Origin of the sequence: Klebsiella sp. GW_Kp182 (assembly GCF_040062275.1) — a bacterium.
GTDB lineage: Bacteria > Pseudomonadota > Gammaproteobacteria > Enterobacterales > Enterobacteriaceae > Klebsiella > Klebsiella michiganensis.
The window spans coordinates 424,743-447,876 of sequence record NZ_JBEAFQ010000002.1; the positions used below are offsets into that span (position 1 = coordinate 424,743).

A 23,134-nucleotide genomic window follows, 5' to 3' on the forward strand; every position below is an offset into this window, starting at 1 on the left:
TGGGTAATCGCATAGTGCGTTTTGTTAAATCGAGGTTAAAAGAAAATTATGATGCGAATCGCGCTTTTCCTGCTGACCAACCTGGCAGTGATGGTGGTGTTCGGGCTGGTGCTGAGCCTGACGGGAATTCAGTCAAGCAGCATGACCGGGCTGCTGATCATGGCCCTGTTGTTTGGTTTCGGCGGCTCAATCGTTTCGCTGCTGATGTCGAAATGGATGGCGCTGAAATCGGTGGGTGGGGAAGTCATTGAGCAGCCGCGTAACGAAACCGAGCGCTGGCTGATGAATACCGTCGCGCAGCAGGCGCGCCAGGCGGGCATCGCTATGCCGCAGGTCGCTATCTACCATGCGCCGGATATTAACGCCTTCGCGACCGGCGCGCGCCGCGATGCGTCGCTGGTGGCGGTCAGTACCGGGCTGCTGCAGAACATGAGCCGTGATGAAGCGGAAGCGGTTATCGCCCATGAGATTAGCCACATCGCCAACGGTGATATGGTCACCATGACGCTGATCCAGGGGGTAGTGAACACCTTCGTTATCTTTATCTCGCGCGTTATCGCGCAGATTGCGGCGGGCTTCCTCGGCGGCAACCGCGATGAAGGTGAAAGCAGCAACGGCAACCCGCTGATCTACTTTGCGGTCGCCACGGTGCTGGAGCTGGTATTTGGTATTCTGGCCAGCATCATCACCATGTGGTTCTCCCGCTACCGCGAGTTCCATGCGGACGCCGGTTCAGCGAAGCTGGTAGGGCGTGAGAAAATGATCGCCGCGCTGCAGCGTCTGAAAACCAGCTATGAGCCGCAGGAGGCCAGCAGCATGATGGCGTTCTGCATTAACGGCAAAGCGAAATCCATGAGCGAGCTGTTTATGACTCACCCGCCGCTGGATAAACGTATTGAAGCCCTGCGCAGCGGCGAATACCTGAAATAACCGTCGCGCCTGGCCCTGAAAACAAAAATCCGCAACCTTCGGGCTGCGGATTTTTTTACGCCGGTTTTTGCGTTACAGCCTGACGCGCGGCTGCGTGACGCGTAGCCCGCTGACGGCGGCCGCGACGACGGCAAACGTTCCGGCCAGCAGAAGCGCGGTGTGGGTTCCGCTATTGCCCAGCAGGTTAAACAGCAGCGCCACCAGCGCGGCGCCAGTGCTCTGCCCAAGCAGGCGCGCGGTCCCCAGCATGCCGCTTGCGCCGCCGCTGCGATGAGCCGGCGCTGACGAGACGATGGTGTGATTGTTGGGGGACTGGAACAGGCCAAAGCCCGCGCCGCAGAGCGCCATTCGCCAGATAATATCCAGGTCCGACGGCGCGGAGGGCAGTAAAGCCAGGCCGAACAGGCCGCAGGCCATGATGATTAGACCCATCGCGCCCAGCAGCCCGGCGTGAACTTTCTCAATCAAATATCCCGCCAGCGGCGCCATGACCATAGTGGCCAGCGGCCACGGCGTCAGGAGCAGACCGGTTTCCACTTCGCTACGCCCCATCATTGACTGCAGGAAGAACGGCAGCGAAACCATCGCCAGCATCTGGGCGCAAAAAGAGCATATCGACGTACAAATTGACAGAGAGAATAGCGGAATGCGCAGCAGGTCAACCGGCAGCAGGGGGACCGGCATTTTGAGCTGGCGGCGGACAAAAAAGAACCCGACGACCAGCATGGCCATAACCTCCGCCGCAACCAGCGCGCCTGACTGGCCCTGAGCGAACCCGCCGAGGGCGGTAATCAGTAAGCCAAAAGTGAGGGCATTCATGATGGCGCTCGGCAGGTCGAAGCGGGTAACCTTGCTGCGGCCGGTGTTAGCTGGCAGATAGCGCATCGCGAGAAGCAGTGAAATAATCCCCAGCGGAACGTTAATCAGAAACAGCCATTGCCATGAAGCCATTGAGAGAATCGCGGCGGCGATGGTCGGCCCCGCCGCGGAGGAGACGGCCACCACGAAAGAGTTGATCCCCATCCCGCGGCCGAGAAAGCGCTGAGGATAAATCAGGCGAATCAGCGCGGTGTTAACGCTCATCAGCGCCGCGCCGCCGAGCCCCTGCGCCACGCGCGCCAGGGTCAGCATTTCCAGGCTTCTGGAGAGCGCGCAGGCCAGTGACGTGAAGGTAAAAAGCACCAGGCCGATTTTATAAATACGCCGGTAGCCGACCATATCGCCGAGGAAAGAGAGCGGCAGCAGCGCGATAACGATAGCAATTTGGTAGGCATTAACTATCCAGATTGAAGAGGCCGGGGATGCGTTTAAATCGCTGGCGATGGTCGGCAGGGCGACGTTGGCGATAGCGCCGTCCAGCACCGCCATCGCCAGGCCTAATACAATGGTCAGAATGGCGCCGTAACGCTGCGGTAAAGGCAGCCCATCGGAGATGTTTTTATCCATGTGAAGTCTGTATCTTATCGGGAACTATTAACTGGTTAATAATTTTAGCATTGATTATTCAGCGGCATGTCGCAGATTTGTAACGAATCGGCAGAAGAACGATTGCGGGTAACGGGATGCGAATTTATAATAAAAACCGGTTCTAATTTTTATAAAACAGTTGCGATGAGGTGATAAATGGCAGTTGCAGATTTGGATAAACAGCCAGATTCTGTCTCTTCGGTATTGAAGGTTTTTGGCATTCTGCAGGCGCTTGGCGAAGAGCGTGAAATTGGCATTACCGAACTGTCCCAGCGCGTCATGATGTCAAAAAGCACCGTTTATCGCTTTTTGCAGACCATGAAATCGCTGGGATACGTAGCTCAGGAAGGTGAGTCCGAGAAATATTCTCTGACCCTGAAACTCTTCGAACTTGGCGCGCGGGCTTTGCAGAACGTTGATTTGGTGCGCAGCGCTGATATTCAGATGCGCGAGCTTTCACGCCTGACGAAAGAGACCGTCCACCTGGGCGCCCTGGATGAAGACAGCATTGTTTACATCCACAAAATCGACTCAATGTACAATTTGCGCATGTATTCGCGCATCGGGCGTCGTAACCCGCTGTACAGCACCGCGATCGGTAAAGTGCTGCTGGCCTGGCGCGATCGTGCCGAGGTTGAGCAGATTCTGGAAGGGGTGGAGTACAAACGCAGCACCGACCGAACTATCACCAGCACCGAAGAGCTGCTGGCGGTTCTCGATAAGGTCCGCGAGCAGGGGTATGGCGAAGATAACGAAGAGCAGGAAGAGGGACTGCGCTGCATCGGGGTTCCGGTTTTCGACCGCTTCGGCGTGGTTATCGCGGGCCTGAGTATCTCTTTCCCGACGCTGCGTTTCTCGGAAGAGCGCCTGAACGAGTACGTGGCGATGCTGCACACGGCGGCGCGTAAAATTTCAGAACAGATGGGCTACAACGATTATCCGTTCTGACCTTGTGCGTAAATCGGGCTACAGCGTCTGTAGCCCGATCGTGACTAGCCGTTATCAACAACCGTGGCGCTTTTTCGCAGGATAGGGCAATCGGTAATGCCGATAATACCGCTGCTGGAATGAACATATTGTGCGGTACTGATGCCGCGAGCCGTGAGATATTTACACTGCAATCCCAGCCCCCCGGCATTCTCACTGCTGCCCATTAATACGCCGTAGCCGCTTAATAATACGCCAATCCACAAGATAGCCAGCACCACAATGGTACGAATGATCAATCGCATTGTTGCCTCATTATTTGTATTATCCTTGCGTCCATTCTGGCATGAACATCGTTTGAAACAAGTCTATGATTCCTAAACTTGCCTTTCGTATTACAGTTAGCCGCGGTTTAAGAAGGTCATGTTATCCTGGCGACATCTGGTACTGATGCGGAGTGTGGAGTGAAAAAATTACGCTGGGTTTTGCTGATAGTCATCATCGCAGGTTGTTTACTGCTATGGACTCAGATGCTTAACGTAATGTGCGATCAGGATGTACAGTTCTTCAGCGGCATCTGCACTATCAATAAATTTATTCCCTGGTAAGACATTTTTAATATGACTGATTTTCTTCTGCCGCGCGGGTGGTAGAATAAACGCCTTCTCTTTGAGGTGGTGAAATGAGTGAGTTACTAAATCCTGGGATTGTAAGCCTGGCATCCGTGGCGCTTTCAGTTGTGCTGTTGCTTGTCGGCCTGTTGTTATGGTTTTTTGTTAATCGCGCCAGCTCGCGCGCTAATGAGCAGATAGCGCTGCTGCAGGCGCTGCTGGATCAGCAAAAGCGGCAAAACGCGCTGCTGCGCCGTCTCTGCGAGGCCAATGAGCCAGAGAAGGAGAGTGCCGCAGAACCTTCCATCGCCGAGAAGGGGAAAGGCGACGACGACTTCATTCGTCTGGTCGCAGAGCGCTAATCTGATTGTCAGGTGTACATCGTGACGGTGTGCGCCTGTATCTCCCCCGGTGTATAACGTATCCTTATCGATAAATTCTCTTCCGAACGTAAACCTGCCCACCGGCAAGCGGAGGCGGCGCGTTTATGCTCTCTTTAATTAGTTTGTTTAATTCATCAAATAAAAGAACAGGAAAGACCTGACTGTCATCAGGCGTTCATTATTGCGATGAAGTATAGACAATATTTTAAGTACTTCAATTAACGCGCTTCGATATTATGCCATGGGCCTGTAAAGCAATTTTTCAACTATCGATATGAGCTTTTAAATGCATCTTTATGCAATGCTTTCTGACTCCCCCTAAAATTGGCAGCTTGGCTCTACGCGGGGCCCGGCAAGCTGAAGTCATTGAGCAATGGCGGATAAACTCCCAGGCAGGGGGCCGTCTCAGCGGCGCCAGCGCGGAGGGAGAAGGATAAGCCAGAGGAAGCAAAGTCGCATAAATGTGCAGGTGATCAAATGATTCCCTTATAATTTGTGCGAGCGATCGAGAGCCGTCTAAAAATGGCTTGCCATTATTTACGTAGTATGTGATAACACGTTTCGGGTTAAACGAGGTACAGTTCTGTTTATGTGTGGCATTTTCAGTAAAGAAGTCCTGAGTAAACACGTTGTCGTTGAATACCGCTTCTCTGCCGAACCTTATATTAGTGCCTCATGCAGTCATGTGTCAGTTTTATCTATGTAAGTGCCCCACGGGCGAAGAAAACAGTCTAAGGAATTTTGCAAATGGCAAAGATTAAAGGTCAAGTTAAGTGGTTCAACGAGTCTAAAGGTTTTGGCTTCATTACTCCGGCTGATGGCAGCAAAGATGTGTTCGTACACTTCTCCGCTATCCAGGGTAACGGCTTCAAAACTCTGGCTGAAGGCCAGAACGTTGAGTTCGAAATTCAGGACGGCCAGAAAGGTCCAGCTGCAGTTAACGTAACTGCTATCTGATTTAGACCACTGAATCTTGTAAGAAAGCCTCGCAGCCGCGGGGCTTTTTAGTCTTTATTGCAAATCATGTCATTTTTCCTCCCTCTGTTGCGCTTTGTTGCAAAACAACATCCTTATTAGCACTGTTTAGCAACCTGTTTTGTATATATCTGTTAAATCAGGTGGTTGCAAAATAATGATGGAGCTAAGGTGCAAAAGAACAAACTTAAGTCAGCCGCCAACTTTACCCCTCTGCGGTTTGGGTTGTTATGCGTGGCCATTCTTTGCTGTATGGGTCTGCTGCTGGCCCGGGTAGGCTGGCTGCAAATTGTCTCTCCCGACAATTTGGTTAAACAAGAAGATATGCGCTCCTTGCGCGAAGAGCCTATCGACGTGCAGCGCGGCATGATTAGCGATCGCGAGGGCCGCCCGCTGGCGGTTAGCGTGCCGGTGAGCGCCATCTGGATCGATCCGCAAACAACTCTCGCAAAAGGCGGCGTCGGATATGGCCCGCGCTGGCAGGCGATGGCGCAAGCTTTACACCTCAACCTTAGCGAGCTTGCCCATCGCGTGCAGGCGCATCCTCATGCGCGTTTTCTCTATCTGGCGCGCCAGATAAACCCGGAGCAGGCGGAGTGGATCGACAAGCTGCACCTGCCGGGGATTAATCTGCGCGATGAGTCGCGTCGTTTTTATCCCGCGGGGCACGTTGCGGCTAATCTGCTGGGCTTTACCAATATCGATAATCAAGGAATCGAGGGGGTAGAGAAAAGCTTTAATGCCCAGCTAACCGGTCAGCCCGGGCGTCGCCTGGTGCGCAAAGACCGGCACGGCAACGTCATCGAAAATATCACCGAAGTCCCGGCGGTCCCGGCCCACAATTTGCAGCTCAGTATCGATGAGCGTCTGCAAACGGTGACCGAGGACGCGCTGGATAACGCCGTGCGCTGGAACAAAGCGGAATCAGGGGCGGCGGTATTAATTAAAATTGATACCGGGGAAATCCTGTCGATGGCCAGCTACCCCGATTTCAACCCTAACAATCGCGATGACGCGAAGCTGGATGATTTCCGCAATCGCGCGATTAGCGATACTTTCGAGCCGGGGTCGACGGTTAAGCCGCTGGTGCTGATGACCGCGCTCCAGCAGGGCATTGTTCAGCCGGATAGCGTGGTGGATACCCATCCGTTTACCCTCGACGGTCATCGTATTCGCGACGTCGGTTACTACCCTGAGCTGTCCCTCACCGGCATTCTGCAAAAATCCAGCGATACCGGCGTTTCACATTTGTCGCTGGCCATGCCGATTCAACATCTTATCGATACCTATAAAGCGTTCGGTTTCGGCGACTCTACCGGTCTGGGATTAACCGGTGAAAGCGCCGGGCTGATGCCGCAGCGTCGCTACTGGGGACAGCTGGACCGGGCGACATTCGCCTTCGGCTACGGCCTGATGGTTACGCCGCTCCAGCTGGCGCACGTTTACGCAACTATTGGCAGCTACGGTATTGAGCGTCCGCTATCGATCACGCGTATCGATCCGCCGGTCATGGGCACCCGAGTGATGCCGGAGCAGATTGTGCATGAAGTCGAACATATGATGGAGAGCGTTGCCTTGCCGGGCGGCGGGGGCACAAAAGCGGCGGTGCGCGACTATCGGGTGGCGGTAAAAACCGGTACCGCCAAGAAAATTGGCCCTGACGGGAAATATATCGACAAATACGTGGCCTACACCGCAGGGGTGGCGCCCGCCAGTAACCCAAAATTTGCGCTGGTAGTGGTGATGAACGACCCCAGCAACGGTTCGTATTACGGTGGGGCAGTGTCGGCGCCGGTATTCAGCCAGATCATGGGCGATGTCCTGCGCCTGGAAAACGTGATGCCAGATGGGATGCCGCAGGGTTCTGAAAACCTGATCGTCATGCATCATGACGGCGTGCTGCCGCCTGCGCTGTAACGGTGGCCTGGAGGGGCGAATAGCGCTACACTTTCGCCCTTTCAGCACACCGGAGTTGCCATGTCTTACAGTTGCCCACTTTGCCACGCGCCGCTTGAGCGCCGCGATAATAGCTTTATCTGCCCGCAGCGGCATCAGTTCGATCTGGCGAAGGAAGGGTACGTCAATTTACTGCCGGTGCAGTTTAAGCGCTCCCGCGATCCGGGCGACAGCGCTGAAATGATGCAGGCCCGGCGGGCGTTTCTCGATGCGGGTCATTATCAGCCGCTTCGCGACGCGATCTGCGCTTATCTGCACACCTTCGCGCCGACCGATTTACTGGACATCGGCTGCGGGGAAGGCTACTACACCCACGCTTTTGCCGCCATCGCCAGCCGCAGCTGGGGTCTGGACGTGTCGAAATCCGCTATCCGCGCGGCGGCAAAACGGTACCCGCAGGTCAACTTTTGCGTCGCCTCCAGCCAGCGTTTACCGTTTGAGGATGCAAGCCTGGATGCGATAGTACGTATTTACGCCCCCTGCAATGCCGTTGAGCTGGCGCGCGTTGTCCGCCCCGGCGGCTGGGTCATCACCGCGACGCCGGGGCCTCGTCACCTGATGGAGCTGAAAGGGTTGATATACGACGAAGTGCGTTTGCACGAGCAGAACGCGGAAGAGATGGCAGGGTTTACGCTACGTCACCAGCAGCAGCTGGCCTATCCGATGCAGCTTAACGGCAGCGAGGCGGAAGCTTTACTGCAAATGACGCCGTTTGCGTGGCGGGCTAAGCCGCCGGTTCGGGAAGCGCTGCGTCAACAGGTGGGATTTGACTGCCAGACCGATTTTGCCATTCACTGCTGGCAGCGCGACGCCTGAGGATCAGCCGGCGAAATGGCTCCAGAGGATCTGGGCGCCGATGCCAATCAGCACGATACCGCCGAGGATTTCCGCCCGTTTGCCGAGCAGCGGGCCGATAAAACGTCCCACCATCATACCGAGCGTCGACATTATCAGCGTGGCGCAGCCGATAGCCAGCGCGGTGGCGATAATGTTGACCTGCAGAAACGCCAGGCCAACGCCGACGGCCATGGCGTCAAGGCTGGTAGCGAATGCGGTGGTCACCAGCAGCCAGAAACCGTGGCGTCGCGGAGTTTCGCAGTCGTCGTCGTTGCCGCCGCGAAACCCTTCGATAACCATTCGACCGCCGAGAAACACCAGCAGCACAAAGGCAATCCAGTGGTTCCACTCGAGAACAAACTGGCTGGCAAGCATCCCCATTCCCCAACCGACCAGCGGCGTGAGCGTTTCGATAGCGCCAAAGATAAGACCCGTGCGCAGGGCTTCAGAAAATTTAGGTTTATGGAGAGTGGCGCCTTTGCCAATAGAGGCCGCGAAGGCGTCCATGGACATGCCGAAGGCAAGAAGAATTGTAGCGGATACATTCATGAGAGCGTCCTGACCGGGGATAATCCATATGACACATCGCCGCCCCCAGTAAAAATACGCAGCCCATCCTGAAGATGAGGCGCCGCGTACAGCAGCGATGCGTCTATGGTCTCGCCTGATTGAAGACGTTCTTCTTCAACCCGTACGTGCCACGTTTTGCAACGAGTATGTTGACACGTACATTTTCTGGCAGGCAGAAAATTGGCTACTCCCCAACGACGGGCGCAACCTTAACATAATTTTAGAATATAAAACAATAACAGAGTCAGGTTATTTTGCTAACCAAATGATAACGATTTTCATTTAAATTTAGAAGTGAATAATTCGTTAATAAATATCGGCGAATTAAACGAATGGAATATAGCCGCGGCTATATTCCATTCGCCGGGGAATGACAAAATATAGCGCAGGCTATATTTGTAACTCATTGAGTTGAAATGAGAAGTTTGTATATTTTTTCCAGGTCGTCGATATTTTGTACGCGAATTAGCAGGCGACGCTGCTCTAATTGCATAACCAGCACGCCATCTTCCGATAAATTCATCTCTTTAATACGCTTATATTCGATCCAGATATTGGCGAAAAAAAAGCCTTCTTTTTTGAAGATGATTTTGGGTGAACGGATCCAGAAAAGATATAACCCCATCAAGGCCAGGGCAGATAATAGCCAGGTGGTGATAAGTTCGCCCTGGCTGGCAATATTGTTATAAATCAGGATAGCAATGAGGCCGACGAAGATAATGCCATCGACGCGATTGCGGCGGAGCAGGGGGATAGCCAGCAAAACGGGGCCATTGCGGCGCGGCATGATGAACTGATCGTAAATCGCAAACGCGAGCAGAACGAGAATAAACAGGATTAACACCAGGTCCGTGATTGTCATCCATCCTCCAAATAAAAAAGCCGGGGGCAAGCCCCCGGCGCACAGCGTGTAGATTACTGGCCCAGCAGGCCGACAGCGTAGCCCGCGATACCGATGACGAAGAAGCCAACGATGATCCACAGGGCGTTAACTTTCTTGCGCAGCAGCCACATACAGGCGAAGGTCAGCAGCAGCGGCACCAGGCCCGGCATCAGCTGGTCAAGGATAGTCTGCACGGTGGTCACGCGCGTCTGGCCATCCTGACCGGTGATGGTGGAAACCACCAGCGGGATGTTCACGTGCGTCCACTTGTTAACCAATGCCCCCATGACAAACAGGCCGAGAATTGACGCCCCCTCGGTCAGTTTCTGCAGGAAGCCGCCGCCCATATCTTTAACGATATCGATACCTTTACGGTAACCGTACGCTACGCCGTAATAACGGGTCAGCAGACGCACCGCGTTAAACAGGATAAAGAACAGCAGAGGCCCGAGCAGACTGCCGCTCATGGCGATACCTGCGCCCAGCGCGGCGAACACCGGACGAACGGTACCCCAGAAGATAGGGTCGCCCACGCCGGCCAGCGGGCCCATCAGACCAACTTTGATACCGTTGATAGCACCATCGTCGATCTCTGCGCCGTTAGCACGCTGCTCTTCCATCGCCAGCGTTACGCCGAGAACCGGCGCCGCAACGTAGGGATGGGTGTTAAAGAACTCAAGGTGACGTTTAATCGCCTGTTTACGCGCATCGTTGTTCTCCGGATACAGGCGACGAATAGCCGGCACCATGGAGAAGCAGAAGCCCAGCGCCTGCATACGTTCGAAGTTCCATGAACCCTGGAACAGGTTAGAACGAATGAACACGCCACGAATATCACTCTGAGTCAGTTTTTTCTCGGTGGTATTTTTAGTCATATCAACCATTTCGCTCACCTGTTAGTCCAGTTCGTTGTCGAGATCGTTATTACCAGCAGCCTGCACAGGCGCACCCGCTACGCGGTTGTATTTCGGGCTCAGCTGGATGTAGAGCACCGCCATCACGGTACCAATTACACCCAGAGCAACCAGGTTGAAATCGGTGAACGCGGCGGTCACAAAGCCCAGGTAGAAGAACGGCATCAGGTAGCCTGCGCGCATCATGTTGATGACCATCGCGTAACCGACGACCACGATCATGCCGCCCGCGATGTTCAGACCGCCGGTAACCACTTCTGGAATGGCGTTCAGCATACCCTGTACTTCGCTGGTGCCGACGGAAATCGCCACGATAACGGCAGGGATAGCGATACGCATGGCCTGCAGGAACAGCGATGAAACGTGCAGCCAGGATATGGCCGTCAGGTTTCCATTCTCCGCGGCCTTATCCGCCGCGTGCTGGAAGGCAACGGTGATGGTACGGACGATAATGGTCAAAACCTGGCCTGCCGCTGCCAGCGGGATTGCCAGCGCGATACCGGCACCGATGCTTTGATGGCCGGCGATAACCAGAACGGTAGAGATGATGGAAGCAAGGGCGGCATCCGGCGCAACGGCCGCACCGATGTTCATCCAGCCCAGGGCGATCATTTCCAGGGTACCACCGATAATAATACCGGTTTTCATATCCCCGAGAACGGCGCCAATCAGCGTACAGGCCACCAGAGGACGGTGGAACTGAAATTCATCAAGTACCGACTCCATACCCGCAATACACGCGACGATGAACACCAGCACAATCTGAAGAAAGGTAATCTCCATTGTACTTCTCCTGTTGATTAAGTCTTAAGTTGAAAATTGCGTTGCGATCCGCGGGGTGACTTATTTCACCTTGGCGATCAGATCCATCATTTTCAGTTTCTGGTCGGTGGAAACTTTGCGGGCCTCCAGTTCGATACCGCGGGCATTCAGCTTTTTGAACGCTTCGATATCTTTCTCATCGACCGAAATGGCGTTGTTCACCTGCGTTTTACCCTGGCGGAAAGCCATGCCACCGATGTTGACGCTGGTGATTTTCACACCGCCTTCAACCACGCGTTCAACGTCCGTTGGGTTAGTGAACAGCAGCATAATGCGCTCGCCTGCGTATTTGGGGTTGTTATAGACGCGGATCATTTTCGCGACGTCTACAACGTGGGCGGTAACGCCCGGAGGAGCAACCTGAGTCAGCAGCGTTTTACGTACGGTATCCGCCGCAACTTCGTCGCTGACGACGATAATGCGGGAAACGTTGGTTTCTTTAGTCCAGCGAGTGGCGACCTGGCCGTGGATTAAACGGTCATCGATACGCGCAAGTCCGATAACCATGTAGTCGTTTGGACCCATTGGCTTCAATGGCGCAGCCGCTTTCGGTGCAGCAGCCTGAACCGGAGCAGGGGCGGCCTTTTCCACCGGCTTCGCTTTCAGCGCCTTAACGCCTTCGCGACCGGTTTCTACCGCCAGGGCAACCAGCTCATCGAACGACGGGTTGTCGTCACGCGCCATCAGCGTTTCGACCAGCATCGGAATATTAACGCCCGCGATGACTTCATAATGTTCTTTATCGACGACAATGCGGCTGGCCGCGTTAAACGGGCTGCCTCCCCATGTATCGACGAGAAATAACACGCCTTTTGCTGTATCCAGCTTTGCCAACTGAGCGTTGTACTTTTCGATTAACGTTTCTGCGTTTTCGCCAGGGACGAAATCAATCCAGCCTACGTTTTCCTGTTCGCCCAGCAGCATTTCTGCCGTTTTTAACAGCTGTTCTGCAGCCCAACCATGTGTGCCTATTACAATAGCAATCGTCACTTGCTACCTCCTTTATAATCGTGAATGCATCATCTGTTCTGATACATCCTGAATCACTCTTGCGAACAAAATCGATTCAGTAAGGGTGTAAGATATAAAGTAATTACTACAGCGAATTATTTTAGACAGTGAAAAAATAATTAATGTGATGAAGCTCCGCTAATTATGCATCTGTTGGTAATTATTTTGCAGCGCAAAAAATAGTCTTAGCTATTGCAAAGACAGGTAAATTTTTTCCAATTATGCTCTATATTTTGCTATGTTTACGTTCCGTTTAATTACTCAGGAGTATAGGGCATAGCCCGCTATATGGACCGTCACCGACGTCTTTTCACCTTCCGGCACGCGTTTGCCGCCGCCACCTGCTACGTCTTTTCACCAGCAACAAGTGTCTCGTCTGTGCATGACACAGCGATGACTACGCCTGTCGTTAACTGGAGCTGCTCATGGAATTCTTAATGGATCCCTCTATTTGGGCCGGTTTGCTGACGCTTGTCGTCCTTGAAATCGTACTGGGTATCGACAACCTGGTGTTTATCGCCATCCTTGCCGACAAGCTGCCGCCAAAGCAGCGGGACAAGGCGCGCCTGATCGGCCTCTCGCTGGCGCTGTTTATGCGCCTGGGTCTGCTGTCGGTTATTTCGTGGATGGTGACCCTGACGAAACCGCTTTTCAGCGTTGCCGATTTCTCGTTTTCCGGACGCGACCTGATCATGCTGCTCGGGGGGATATTCCTGCTGTTTAAGGCGACCACCGAACTGCATGAACGGCTGGAGAACCGCCAGCATGACTCCGGTCATGGTAAAGGCTATGCCAGCTTCTGGGTGGTGGTACTACAAATCGTGGTACTGGACGCCGTGTTCTCGCTGGACGCCGTGATTACCGCGGTCGGGATGGTTAACCACCTGCCGGTGATGATGGCGGCGGTGGTGATCGCGATGGCGGTGATGCTGCTGGCTTCGAAGCCGTTGACTAATTTTGTCAACCAGCATCCGACGGTGGTAGTGCTCTGTCTGAGCTTCCTGCTGATGATCGGCCTGAGCCTGGTGGCTGAAGGTTTTGGTTTCCATATACCGAAAGGTTACCTGTACGCCGCGATTGGCTTCTCGATAACCATCGAGTTCTTTAACCAGATTGCGCGCCGTAACTTTATTCGTCATCAATCGACCCTGCCTCTACGCGCGCGCACTGCCGATGCGATCCTCCGTCTGATGGGCGGGCGTAAGCAAAGCGCCGCGGCGCATGATAGCGATAGCGCGTCGGTCGTGCCGATCCCCGAAGGCGCGTTTGCGGAAGAAGAACGCTATATGATTAACGGCGTGCTGACCCTGGCCCAGCGTTCGTTGCGCAGCATTATGACCCCGCGCGGGGAAATTAGCTGGGTAAACGCCGAGCAAAGCGAAGAGGAAATTCGCCGTCAGCTGCTCTCTTCACCGCACAGCCTGTTCCCGGTCTGCCGCGGCGAGCTGGATGAAATCATCGGTATCGTGCGGGCGAAAGAGATGCTGGTGGCGCTGGAAGCGGGTGACAATGTTGCCGCTCTGGCTTCCGCCTCGCCGGCGATTGTGGTCCCGGAAACGCTGGACCCGATCAATCTGCTGGGCGTGCTGCGCCGCGCCCGCGGTAGCTTTGTCATCGTGACTAACGAGTTTGGCGTCGTACAGGGGCTGGTTACGCCGCTGGACGTACTGGAGGCGATTGCCGGCGAGTTCCCGGATGCTGACGAAACGCCGGAAATTGTCATCGACGGCGACGGCTGGCTGGTGAAAGGTTCAACCGACGTGCATGCGTTGCAGCAGGCGTTGGGGGTAGACGATCTGGTCGATGAGGACGAAGATATTGCCACGGTTGCCGGCCTGGTGATTGCCGTCAACGGCCATATTCCGCGTCCGGGCGACGTGCTTGAACTGGCACCTCTGCAGTTCACGATTGTTGAAGCCAACGATTATCGCGTCGATCTGGTACGCGTCGTCAAGCTGCGACAGTATAACGACGAAGAAGAGTAACGGCTGATGCCCGTCGGCCCTCGGGCCGCCGGGCATTTTTAAGCGTTCAGCTCCCGACGCTTTTCCGCCGCCAGCCACTGCGGAAAGTCCTCTACCGGCATCGGCCGGGCGTAGTAAAATCCCTGCAATAAATCGACGCCGTTGCCGCGCAGATACTCTTCCTGATCCCGGGTCTCTACGCCTTCCGCGACCGTCACAATCTTCAGCCGATGGGCGAGAGCAATGATCATGTCGGTCACCGTTGCGTTGACGCTATCAATCCCAATTGCGCTGGTGAAGGATTTATCGATCTTCAATACATCAGGACGCAGCTTTTCCAGCCAGGAAAGGGAGCTGTTGCCGGTGCCGAAATCATCGATAGCCAGCTGCACCCCTTTGAAATGCAGATGCTCGGCCATATGGTGGTCGCCATCCTGAAGCACGTCGCGTTCGGTGAGCTCCACCACCAGCTGCTGTACCGGATGGGCGCTGAACCAGTAGTGATGCAGATCGCGCAGCAGTTCGCCGTTGGCGAAATGGCGGGCGGCGACGTTGATGCTGATGTGAAAATGTTTGTCCTGCGGAAAAAGGGCTAATTTGTGGGCCGTCTGGGAGATGACATAGCGGGTGAGGGGAACGATCAGATTATAACCTTCGGCTATGGGGATAAATACCTCCGGCGAAATAGCGCCTCTGCGTGGATTATTCCACCGCAGCAGTATCTCCACGCCGCAGCACTGACGGGTGCGCAAGTCCTGCAGGGGCTGGCACCAAAGCGTGAACTCGTGGGCGGCAATACCGAGATTAATTTCCCGGGAAAAGCTCATTCTTCCCGCGGTCGCCAGCCAGGCGATGCCGGTCATTAACAGGCTGATTATCAGCGCCAGCGGCAGTTCGGCCGGTAGCTCATTGAGGGCGACCGCTGAGGCGCCCGGCCCGCTGACGTTAATGGTGAAGGGAAACTGCGTCGACGACTGGCGGTAGATGATTTGCTCGCCCGGCAAGGATTCCTGTTTAATCAACCCGGAACCGCTAATAAAGCTTTTATCGCCAATGCTGAGGCCAATTCCGGTAATTAATGGCGATTTTGCGTTAAAAATTAACTCGCCCAGCAGCTCGATATTGATCACCAGCAGCACGCCGTCGGCGCCGCTAAGCGAAGCGGGATACCACTGGATAAGCACCGGCGTCCCTTTAAGCAGCGATGCGTCGTAGCTGAAGGTGAGCAGGGCGTGATTGGCGGGGAGCGCCGGCTGTAACTGGTGAACCGGAATATTTCGTTGGCCAAAAATACTCGAGCAATAGAGCAGGTCAGACTGGACCAGCGCGATGGAACGTACCGTTTGCAGCGATGCCGCCAGCTTACGTAACGTGAGGTGGACGTCCTGACAGGGATGGTTCACAAGTTGCAGCAGCGTGGCGTGCTGGGCCGCCAGGGGCCGCAGAATATTATCCATCGCGGCCACCATTTTATTGGTGCTGAGCTGGACGCGCTGCTGATTTAAGCTACGCTGCGAAATAAATCGTATCACTAATGTTGTCGTCAGGGTCAGTAGCGCGACCAGCAAGCAAACCAGGATACGTTTCCTGCGGTAGGTTGTGATAACTTTTTGTGCAGTCTGCATGCGCGACGCCCTGTCGGCTAAAAGTGTTAATGAGAGTAACAGCCGTTATAGAGCAAGTGTAGTGGGCGCAGATAATAATATAGCGTGGAAAAAGAAGAATGCGCCCGGGGGCGCATTCTGTAGGACACGGATTAGTCGCACTGAACTTTAATCGCCAGGCCGCCGCGCGACGTTTCCCGGTATTTGGCGTTCATGTCTTTACCGGTCTCGTACATGGTCTCAATGACTTTATCGAGCGAGACGCGCGGCTCGCTGGTGCGGCGCATGGCCATCCGGCTGGCGTTGATCGCTTTGACGGAGGCAATGGCGTTACGTTCGATGCACGGCACCTGTACCTGGCCGGCCACCGGGTCGCAGGTGAGGCCAAGGTTGTGCTCCATGCCGATTTCCGCCGCCACGCAGACCTGCTCGGGGCTGGCGCCAAGGATTTCCGCCAGGCCCGCAGCGGCCATCGAGCAGGCCACGCCCACTTCGCCCTGACAGCCCACCTCCGCGCCGGAAATGGACGCGTTCATTTTATACAGCGTGCCGATAGCCCCTGACGCCAGGAAGTAACGAATATAGATATCCGGGCTGACGGACTCGATAAAGTGGTCGTAGTAAGCCAGCACCGCCGGTACGATGCCGCAGGCGCCGTTCGTCGGTGCCGTCACCACGCGGCCACCGGCGGCGTTTTCTTCGTTGACCGCCAGCGCGAACATGTTGACCCAGTCCACCACGTTCATCGGATCGTGGGAGAGTTTATCGCTGGCAACCAGCATCCGCCGCAGCGCCGAGGCGCGACGAGGCACGCGCAGCGGGCCGGGCAGAACGCCTTCGGTATTCATTCCGCGATCGATACAGGCGCGCATGGTCTGCCAGATATTGGCAAAATAGTCTTCAATCTCTTTTTTGCTGTGCAGCGCCAGCTCATTCTGCATCACCATGCCGGAGAGCGACATGCCGGTCTCTTTGCAGTAGCCCAGCATTTCCTGAGCGGATTTAAACGGATAGGGTACGGTGAGTTCGCTGGCGCTCTCTTTGCCGAAATGCTCTTCATCGACGATAAAACCGCCGCCGATGGAGTAATAGGTTTTGCTGTAGATTTCTTTCTCGCCAGCCCAGGCATGAATGGTCATGCCGTTTTCATGCAGCGGCAGGTTGTCGCTGCGAAAACGCATGCCGTCATTCTGCGGGAAATCGACTTCATGCTGCCCCTGGGCCAGCAGCAGGCGACCGCGCGTTTCAACGTCGCGGATAAATGCCGGTATCGCGTCAATATCGACCGTATCGGGCTGATTGCCCGCCAGTCCCATAATAATGGCGATATCCGTATGGTGGCCTTTGCCGGTTAATGACAGTGAGCCGTAGACGTCAACCGCCACGCGCGTCACTTCATTAAGCAATCCCTTTTCGACCAGGTCATCGACGAACTGTTTACCGGCCTTCATCGGCCCTACAGTATGGGAAGATGAGGGGCCGATCCCCACCTTGAACATGTCGAATATACTAATCACGCTAACACTCCTGACAGGGTTGTCGCGGGTGCGACAACGATGTAATCACTGCGCATAGTGTAAGAGGGAACCGGGTCATCAGCTTATCTATTCACATGAATTAAACTAATGCATAACCCCGGATTTACTAATGCTGAGAACGCCGTCTCAGTTTGAGTATAGCTAAGGACGGGCGCCTATCTGTAGCGCCAGCTCGCGAATAATGCCGGCGGTCATTCCCCAGACAAAATAATGCTGGTACCAGGAGAGCCAGACGCGATGCGAATTGCCGCGGCGATGGATATCCAGCGGATGGTAGCGCCCCAGGCGCAGCGCTTCGGCCAGCGGCATTTCGAAGACCGCGGCCACTTCATCCTGGCTGGCGTGATAGTGCAAATTGGGGGGGATAATCCCTACCACCGGAGTAACCTGAAAGCCGGTCACGCTATCGACCGGCGGCAGAACGCCAATCACCTCAACCGACTCCGGCGGGATCGCCACCTCTTCCTGCGCTTCACGCAGCGCGGCGGCGATTAGCGTTGCATCGCTGTTATCTACCGCGCCGCCGGGGAAGGCCACCTGACCCGCATGCTTGCGCATCAGCGGCGAACGCTGGGTCAGCAGCAGCCCCGGCTGCGGGCGGCGAACTATCGGTACCAGCACCGCGGCCTGGCGCTGGTTGAGCGCGTGGCGCGTGGGCTGCGGACGCAGAAGCTGAAAACGTGAGAGGAAATCGTCAAGTTCGAGGGCGCTGTCCGCCATGTTCTAGCTCTCCAGTTGATGCAGGATACGATTAACTTTATCAAAAGTTTCCTGATATTCCGCTGCCTCTTCGCTATCGGCCACAATTCCGCCGCCGGCGGAGCAGTAGAGGTGTCCCTGCCAGGCCGTCAGCGTACGGATAGTGATACTGGTATCCATGTTGCCGCAGAAGCTGAGATAGCCGATGCTGCCGCACCACGCGTTGCGCCGCTGCGGTTCCAGTTCATCGATGATCTCCATCGCTCTGACCTTCGGCGCGCCGGTGATTGAGCCGCCGGGAAAGGCCGCGCGCAGCAGGTCGGCGGCGTGCAGATGAGCGGGCAGCCTGGCGGTGACGGTGCTCACCAGATGATGCACGGCGGGGAAGGGCTCCACCACAAACAGCTCAGGAACGCGAACGCTACCGGGTACCGCAACCCGGCCAATATCGTTACGCATTAAATCGACGATCATCAGATTTTCGGCGCGGTCTTTTGGCGAGTTCGCCAGCTTTTGCGCCTGCAGCGCGTCCTGCTCAGGGTCGGCCAGCCTGGGTAATGTCCCCTTGATGGGGCGGGTCTGAATTTCGCCTTGCCGGAGCTGAATAAAACGCTCGGGCGACAGGCTTAATACGGCCCCTTCATCCAGGCGAATAAAGGCGCTGAACGGCGCGCGATTGGCGCGGTTAAGCTGACGGAAGGCCTGCCACTCATCCCCGCGATAGCTCGCCGTAAACCGCTGCGCCAGGTTGACCTGATAGCAGTCGCCGCTGTGCAGATAAGCCTGAATCTGGCGGAACTTCTCGCCATACTCCTCGCGGCTCATATTCGCGCGCCACGCTGAGGTCAGGGTAAAGGTTGCAGCGACAGGCGCTGTCTGTGCTTCCAGCCACGCCAGGCGCGCCTGCGGATCGTCATAGCTGAATAACGACACCTCCCGGCGATGATGATCGACGATTAACGCCCAGTCATAAATACCTACCGCCATATCCGGCAGTTCGATATCCGCGTCGGCCCGCGCCGGCAGATGTTCAAAACGACGACCCAAATCGTAGCCGAACAGTCCCAGCGCGCCGCCGAGAAACGGCAGATGCGGATGAGGCTGCGGCTGCAGGTTACAGTGCGCCAGCTGCTGATGCACCAGCGTAAGCGGATCGGCGGCGGAGGTTGAGACGGTTTCCCCTTCGCGTAGGGTGGTTAGTTGACCGTGAGTCACCAGCGTGGCGCGCGGCTGGGCGACAATGATGTCAAAACGGTTATGCGCATGTTCGGCAAAACCGGAATGCAGCAGCATCGCCCAGGGCTGGGAACTCAACGGGCTAAAATAGTATTCAGCGGCATCCGGACGCCAGGGCAGGGAAATCATTGCGGGGGACAACATCGTCTTCTTCAATCCTGATCGTTACCGTCCGCTGGTATACGCGCGGACGGCGTGAAATAATTACGCCCCACAATGTAGCAGGAGTCAGTCATGTTTGCAGGTTTACCTTCGCTGAGCCACGAGCAGCAGCAAAAAGCAGTGGAACGAATTCAGGAGCTGATGTCGCAGGGCATGAGCAGCGGCCAGGCGATTGCTTTAGTGGCGGATGAACTGCGCGCCTCGCATACCGGGGATCGGATTGTGGCGCGCTTTGAGGATGAAGACGAGTAAATCCCCCGTTGCGATCAGATGCCGCTTTCCGGGAGCGGAAGGATCGCATCAGGTCGTTTCCCGGGATCGTCGTACAGCGTCACGTGCGTTACGCGATCGCCGCGCCAGAAGGTAATGTGCGTACCGGCTGGCGTATGATGCACATTCACCTCCGTCAGCGGCGCGCGGTTAGCGAAATCCCACAGGCAGACGAAACGCGCCTGCGGCAGGTGATTGCGCATCACCAGATAGCTGAGATCGCGAATCGCCGGGTTATCGGGCGCCAGCCCTTGCCAGAGTTCACCATCGCCGGAAAGCCAGAGCGCAACGGTGTCTTTGTCGCGCGCAAAGTGGCGCGGCTGGCAGCCGTTCAGCGGGGTCATGGTGGCATTGGCCATATGCCGCAGCGGTCCGCTGAGCGAAAAAGGCTGCGGCGTACCGCTCTGGTCCAGCGCCCGCGCCGCCAGGTGCAGTGTCCAGTCAAGCTGCTGGCGATGCGGATTTTCCACGGTAGAGAGATCGATCAGTACCTCTTCAAGCCACAGCAGGCGACGGCGAAAGCGCACGCCTCGCCAGGCCGCCGCGTCCCACTCGACGCGGCTATGGCTGTTGAGCTCCGGCGGCGGCTTTCCCCAGTCAACCTCGCTATCCAGCCACAGAGAGTCGCTATCCATATGCCAGCCTAGCACCTGCGGATTGGCCGGAGGCTGGTTGGTCTGATTGACCGAAAGCGTATTGTGGGTGGCGCTGTTTTTATAATAGTCATAGTGCATTTTCGCACCATAGCCGGTGGTGCCCATATCCGTGAGCAGCCAGCCGTCGCGATGCCAGAGCATCAGCCCCAGCCTGTCGTAATGGTCGTGCTCGCCGCCCCAGGGGCTGTGCTTAATCAGCAGCGCCTGCTGCGGTCGCCGCCATAACGTCAGGCCGGCGCCGGGCGCAAACAGCGACTGCTGCGGGATCAGCGGCAGGGGCGTTTCCGGCAGGGGGTGTTCGCGCCACAGTAAGGTTTCACGCTCGTCGGGCGTCGTTTCGGTAAACTGCAGCACCGCGGCGTACTGCGGGTCACGCCAGATAAACCAGGCGAACTCGTAAAGATCCCGATGGTTGAGCTTCTCCTGCCCGGCGAGGCAGTCATTAAGCCGCGGGAAGGTGCCGTCCGGCAGCAGTAGCGACAGCGGGAACGTCAGCATCGCCTGATACCACGGGCCGTCCAGCAGGCTCCAGCGGGTGCCGCGCGCCAGCTTCTCAAAGGCCAGAAAGCCCTGCAGCGCGTAGTAGTGATAGTGAACGGAGCCTTCAAACCATAGCCCCTCCGCCAGCAGGCCATTTTCCAGCTGCCAGCGCAGGCCGTACGGCTGGTTCACGGCAAACTCCAGCAGCGTCTCATCTTCGAGGATGAAACCCAGTACGCCAAGCGCCGCGCTGATTTTAACCTCATGGTTGTGGATCTGCGGGCTACGATGGTCGCGCAAAAACGCTGCCGCGCAGCGCAGCAGGTTTTCACTGATGTGCCGCTGCTCGCCGGGCGCCAGGCTGTCGCGAATGAAGTCATAACCCAGCGCCATTTCCAGAATGCAGTTGGCTTCGCACAGCGTCTGGGCGTTCATCTTGCCCGGTCCGTTGTTGGGAATATCGCCGTGGATCTCATAGCCGGGATAGACATCCGCGTAGCCCATCAGCAGCGTGCGAACTTTATCGCGATACGCCGTTTCGCCTGTCAGCCGCCATAACAGGCCAAGCTGCTGACAGGCGCTGGCGTTACGGCCATTCATCTCGCGCCACCATGCGCCATCCCACGGTTCACCGCTAAATATTTCCCCATCGACCGGGCAGGCATGCTGGTGGGGCGTATCCGCCCGCCACGTCAGACGCACGCCGTGGTGCGGACAAAAGTAGTAGAGATTCCAGCTGGCGATCCCTGACTGCGGAATGCGAACCGCTGCATCTAATACCGGCTGAGCATCCTTCACCAGCCGTTCAAGCAGTCCGCTATTCGCGGCTGCACGTCCGACAATGTCGGGCCAGAGCCCGGAGAATTGTTTCATTAGCGGTTATCCCTGACCTCTGACGATGCGGAAAGCGGGGCGATGAGCGTAGTGATATCGTCGGGGTATTTCGCCCGCAGCCACTGCGCTTTGTCACGGAACAGCGGATCTTCCGGCCAGGCGTGCGCGGCGGTGGCGATATTGCGCAGCGCTTTCTTGTCATCCATTTTATCCAGGTCCTTCCAGAGCCACGGCGTATCGCTGTTAATAAACCCGGCGATGTACTGATAGCCTTTGCGCAGGCTATGGTCGTCGAGGGTGAAGTTCCAGATATCGACGCCCGCCTTCTCGCCGAGCCTTCCCAGGCGGTTGTAGGCTTCAAGGTTAAAATTGCTGTAGTGCCACGGGCGCGTGCGCTCCAGTTCGGCCATCTGGCGGCCTTCAATATCAAATTGTCCCGCAATACGCCGCAGCTGGGTGATGTACAGGCGCTTTTTCGCCTCGTCGATTTTCCCGCTGAACAGGGCGAAGGCGGCGGCCTGCATATCGAAATAGCTGCCGTGATTGTTATGCCAGTTCTCTTCTTCAAAGCCGTTCTGGCTGGTGGTCATCCAGTGATAATAGTCACCAAACCACTGCTTCAATGCGCTAACGTCGTTTTCGCTCAGCGCATCGGAGGATTGCAGCAGGGCGATGGCGTCAACGACGTCAACCAGCGCGCGGCTATCAATAATGCCGATACCGCGTCCGGTATTGATGCCGGGAATGGCCTGGGCATGCTGCAGGTTGGGGGTCATGCGCGTTTTGGGATCGAGGAACCAGGTCTTTAACTGCGCCGCCGCCTTTTGCGCGTAGCGATCGTCGTGAGAGAAGTACCACGCCAGCGCCAGCGTTGACACGTCGTTACTCATCTTCACCAGCCGGTTCTTATCGGTGGCGTCGCTATTGGCGTCAGGGTTGGTTTGCCCATCTTTGCGAATATAAGGAAGCCCGTCTTTGGTATCGGGATTCGGCCACCAGTAAGGCGGAAAGCTGTAGTAGTCGTGCTTATTGCCGCTGGCGGCGACCAGCGTTTTATCCATCACCGAGAACAGCGGATGATTGAGCGCCAGATCGGCTTTTTTTAGCAGCGCCGCTTGCGCCTGAACAAATAGCGGATCTTTCGCGGCGATCTGCTGCCGGCTAAAGGCTAAATCCTTTCCGTCTAGCGTGTACGGCTCGGCGGCATACGAGGCGGCGCTCAGGCCGAAACAAAACAGCGCAATGCCTAACAAACCTCGGCGAGGTATTGAGTTCATCGTGATAACCCTTCTGCAAATATGAGAAAAGATAACAACAGAATTATACCTGACGCGTATTTAAAGAACGCGTGAAACAGGCGGTGTAATTAAAAATAATATATTTAAATATTCGATGGCGAGCAGTG

At 55.9% G+C, this 23,134-nt stretch carries 23 protein-coding genes and 1 riboswitch; of the genes, 10 read left to right on the forward strand and 13 right to left on the reverse strand.

Features of this window, described 5'->3' with window-relative positions:
• Positions 1-48: 48 nt before the first annotated feature.
• The gene (htpX, locus tag ABLU88_RS04135) at positions 49-930 is read left to right on the forward strand and encodes a protease HtpX (RefSeq protein ID WP_014229823.1); all 882 of its coding nucleotides are present in this window, start codon (positions 49-51) and stop codon (positions 928-930) included.
• Between the two features lie 72 nt (positions 931-1,002).
• On the opposite strand, the gene ABLU88_RS04140 is transcribed toward htpX, so the two are convergent.
• Positions 1,003-2,376, reverse strand: a complete 1,374-nt coding sequence (locus ABLU88_RS04140; protein WP_048261011.1) for an MFS transporter — start codon at positions 2,374-2,376, stop codon at positions 1,003-1,005.
• Between the two features lie 177 nt (positions 2,377-2,553).
• On the opposite strand from ABLU88_RS04140, the gene kdgR reads away from it, so the two are divergent.
• A complete protein-coding gene (gene kdgR, locus ABLU88_RS04145) occupies positions 2,554-3,345 on the forward strand; it encodes a DNA-binding transcriptional regulator KdgR (protein ID WP_004103314.1) in 792 nt (263 codons plus the stop codon).
• A gap of 44 nt (positions 3,346-3,389) precedes the next feature.
• On the opposite strand, the gene ABLU88_RS04150 is transcribed toward kdgR, so the two are convergent.
• On the reverse strand, positions 3,390-3,629 hold the full coding sequence (locus tag ABLU88_RS04150; RefSeq protein WP_004122000.1) for a YobH family protein: 240 nt from the start codon (positions 3,627-3,629) through the stop codon (positions 3,390-3,392).
• A 159-nt stretch (positions 3,630-3,788) separates the two neighbouring features.
• Here ABLU88_RS04150 and mgrB point away from each other — a divergent pair, with 159 nt between their 5' ends.
• The 6 genes from mgrB to rlmA all read left to right on the forward strand — a co-directional run bounded on the left by mgrB (position 3,789) and on the right by rlmA (position 8,065).
• Positions 3,789-3,932, forward strand: a complete 144-nt coding sequence (gene mgrB, locus ABLU88_RS04155; protein ID WP_002911375.1) for a PhoP/PhoQ regulator MgrB — start codon at positions 3,789-3,791, stop codon at positions 3,930-3,932.
• Between the two features lie 74 nt (positions 3,933-4,006).
• Entirely contained in the window at positions 4,007-4,297 is a 291-nt protein-coding gene (locus ABLU88_RS04160) for a YebO family protein (RefSeq protein WP_004103312.1), read from the forward strand.
• Positions 4,298-4,907: 610 nt separating this feature from the next.
• A complete protein-coding gene (locus ABLU88_RS04165; RefSeq protein ID WP_004134862.1) occupies positions 4,908-5,024 on the forward strand; it encodes a DUF2627 domain-containing protein in 117 nt (38 codons plus the stop codon).
• Between the two features lie 41 nt (positions 5,025-5,065).
• Positions 5,066-5,275: a transcription antiterminator/RNA stability regulator CspE gene (gene cspE / locus ABLU88_RS04170; RefSeq protein ID WP_001062678.1), complete on the forward strand. Its 210-nt coding sequence runs from the start codon at positions 5,066-5,068 to the stop codon at positions 5,273-5,275.
• A gap of 189 nt (positions 5,276-5,464) precedes the next feature.
• Positions 5,465-7,210, forward strand: coding sequence for a peptidoglycan glycosyltransferase FtsI (ftsI, locus tag ABLU88_RS04175; RefSeq protein ID WP_014229820.1), 1,746 nt, complete (start codon positions 5,465-5,467; stop codon positions 7,208-7,210).
• 60 nt (positions 7,211-7,270) lie between these two features.
• On the forward strand, positions 7,271-8,065 hold the full coding sequence (rlmA, locus tag ABLU88_RS04180) for a 23S rRNA (guanine(745)-N(1))-methyltransferase (RefSeq protein WP_014838813.1): 795 nt from the start codon (positions 7,271-7,273) through the stop codon (positions 8,063-8,065).
• A gap of 3 nt (positions 8,066-8,068) precedes the next feature.
• Here rlmA and mntP read toward each other — a convergent pair whose 3' ends face one another.
• From mntP to manX, 5 genes are all read right to left on the reverse strand, one after another.
• On the reverse strand, positions 8,069-8,635 hold the full coding sequence (mntP, locus tag ABLU88_RS04185) for a manganese efflux pump MntP (protein WP_014229818.1): 567 nt from the start codon (positions 8,633-8,635) through the stop codon (positions 8,069-8,071).
• A 71-nt stretch (positions 8,636-8,706) separates the two neighbouring features.
• Positions 8,707-8,861, reverse strand: a riboswitch (yybP-ykoY riboswitch).
• 198 nt (positions 8,862-9,059) lie between these two features.
• On the reverse strand, positions 9,060-9,518 hold the full coding sequence (locus tag ABLU88_RS04190; protein ID WP_004852044.1) for a DUF986 family protein: 459 nt from the start codon (positions 9,516-9,518) through the stop codon (positions 9,060-9,062).
• Between the two features lie 53 nt (positions 9,519-9,571).
• Positions 9,572-10,423, reverse strand: coding sequence for a PTS mannose transporter subunit IID (locus tag ABLU88_RS04195; RefSeq protein ID WP_004103307.1), 852 nt, complete (start codon positions 10,421-10,423; stop codon positions 9,572-9,574).
• A 12-nt stretch (positions 10,424-10,435) separates the two neighbouring features.
• On the reverse strand, positions 10,436-11,236 hold the full coding sequence (gene manY / locus ABLU88_RS04200; protein WP_004103305.1) for a PTS mannose transporter subunit IIC: 801 nt from the start codon (positions 11,234-11,236) through the stop codon (positions 10,436-10,438).
• Positions 11,237-11,296: 60 nt separating this feature from the next.
• Positions 11,297-12,265, reverse strand: coding sequence for a PTS mannose transporter subunit IIAB (manX, locus tag ABLU88_RS04205; RefSeq protein WP_004103303.1), 969 nt, complete (start codon positions 12,263-12,265; stop codon positions 11,297-11,299).
• Positions 12,266-12,711: 446 nt separating this feature from the next.
• Between manX and yoaE the strand changes: the two genes are divergently transcribed.
• The gene (gene yoaE, locus ABLU88_RS04210) at positions 12,712-14,271 is read left to right on the forward strand and encodes a CNNM family cation transport protein YoaE (protein WP_148849310.1); all 1,560 of its coding nucleotides are present in this window, start codon (positions 12,712-12,714) and stop codon (positions 14,269-14,271) included.
• Positions 14,272-14,309: 38 nt separating this feature from the next.
• Here yoaE and ABLU88_RS04215 read toward each other — a convergent pair whose 3' ends face one another.
• From ABLU88_RS04215 to pabB, 4 genes are all read right to left on the reverse strand, one after another.
• Complete coding sequence (locus tag ABLU88_RS04215) at positions 14,310-15,875, reverse strand: EAL domain-containing protein (protein ID WP_046878459.1); 1,566 nt, start codon at positions 15,873-15,875, stop codon at positions 14,310-14,312.
• Between the two features lie 131 nt (positions 15,876-16,006).
• Positions 16,007-17,371 (reverse strand): L-serine ammonia-lyase, encoded by a 1,365-nt coding sequence (gene sdaA, locus ABLU88_RS04220; protein WP_032694112.1) that lies wholly within the window; start codon positions 17,369-17,371, stop codon positions 16,007-16,009.
• 162 nt (positions 17,372-17,533) lie between these two features.
• Positions 17,534-18,112, reverse strand: a complete 579-nt coding sequence (locus ABLU88_RS04225; protein WP_004852034.1) for a CoA pyrophosphatase — start codon at positions 18,110-18,112, stop codon at positions 17,534-17,536.
• Between the two features lie 3 nt (positions 18,113-18,115).
• Positions 18,116-19,471 (reverse strand): aminodeoxychorismate synthase component 1, encoded by a 1,356-nt coding sequence (pabB, locus tag ABLU88_RS04230; protein ID WP_046878458.1) that lies wholly within the window; start codon positions 19,469-19,471, stop codon positions 18,116-18,118.
• Positions 19,472-19,561: 90 nt separating this feature from the next.
• On the opposite strand from pabB, the gene ABLU88_RS04235 reads away from it, so the two are divergent.
• A complete protein-coding gene (locus tag ABLU88_RS04235; RefSeq protein WP_004103292.1) occupies positions 19,562-19,741 on the forward strand; it encodes a YoaH family protein in 180 nt (59 codons plus the stop codon).
• Between the two features lie 14 nt (positions 19,742-19,755).
• Here ABLU88_RS04235 and ABLU88_RS04240 read toward each other — a convergent pair whose 3' ends face one another.
• Positions 19,756-21,768 carry a heparinase II/III family protein gene (locus tag ABLU88_RS04240; RefSeq protein ID WP_348836178.1) on the reverse strand — a complete coding sequence of 671 codons (2,013 nt, stop codon included), beginning with the start codon at positions 21,766-21,768 and terminating at the stop codon, positions 19,756-19,758.
• Complete coding sequence (locus ABLU88_RS04245; protein WP_348836179.1) at positions 21,768-23,006, reverse strand: alginate lyase family protein; 1,239 nt, start codon at positions 23,004-23,006, stop codon at positions 21,768-21,770. Before ABLU88_RS04245 ends, ABLU88_RS04240 begins: the two co-directional genes overlap by 1 nt.
• Between the last annotated feature and the right edge of the window lie 128 nt (positions 23,007-23,134).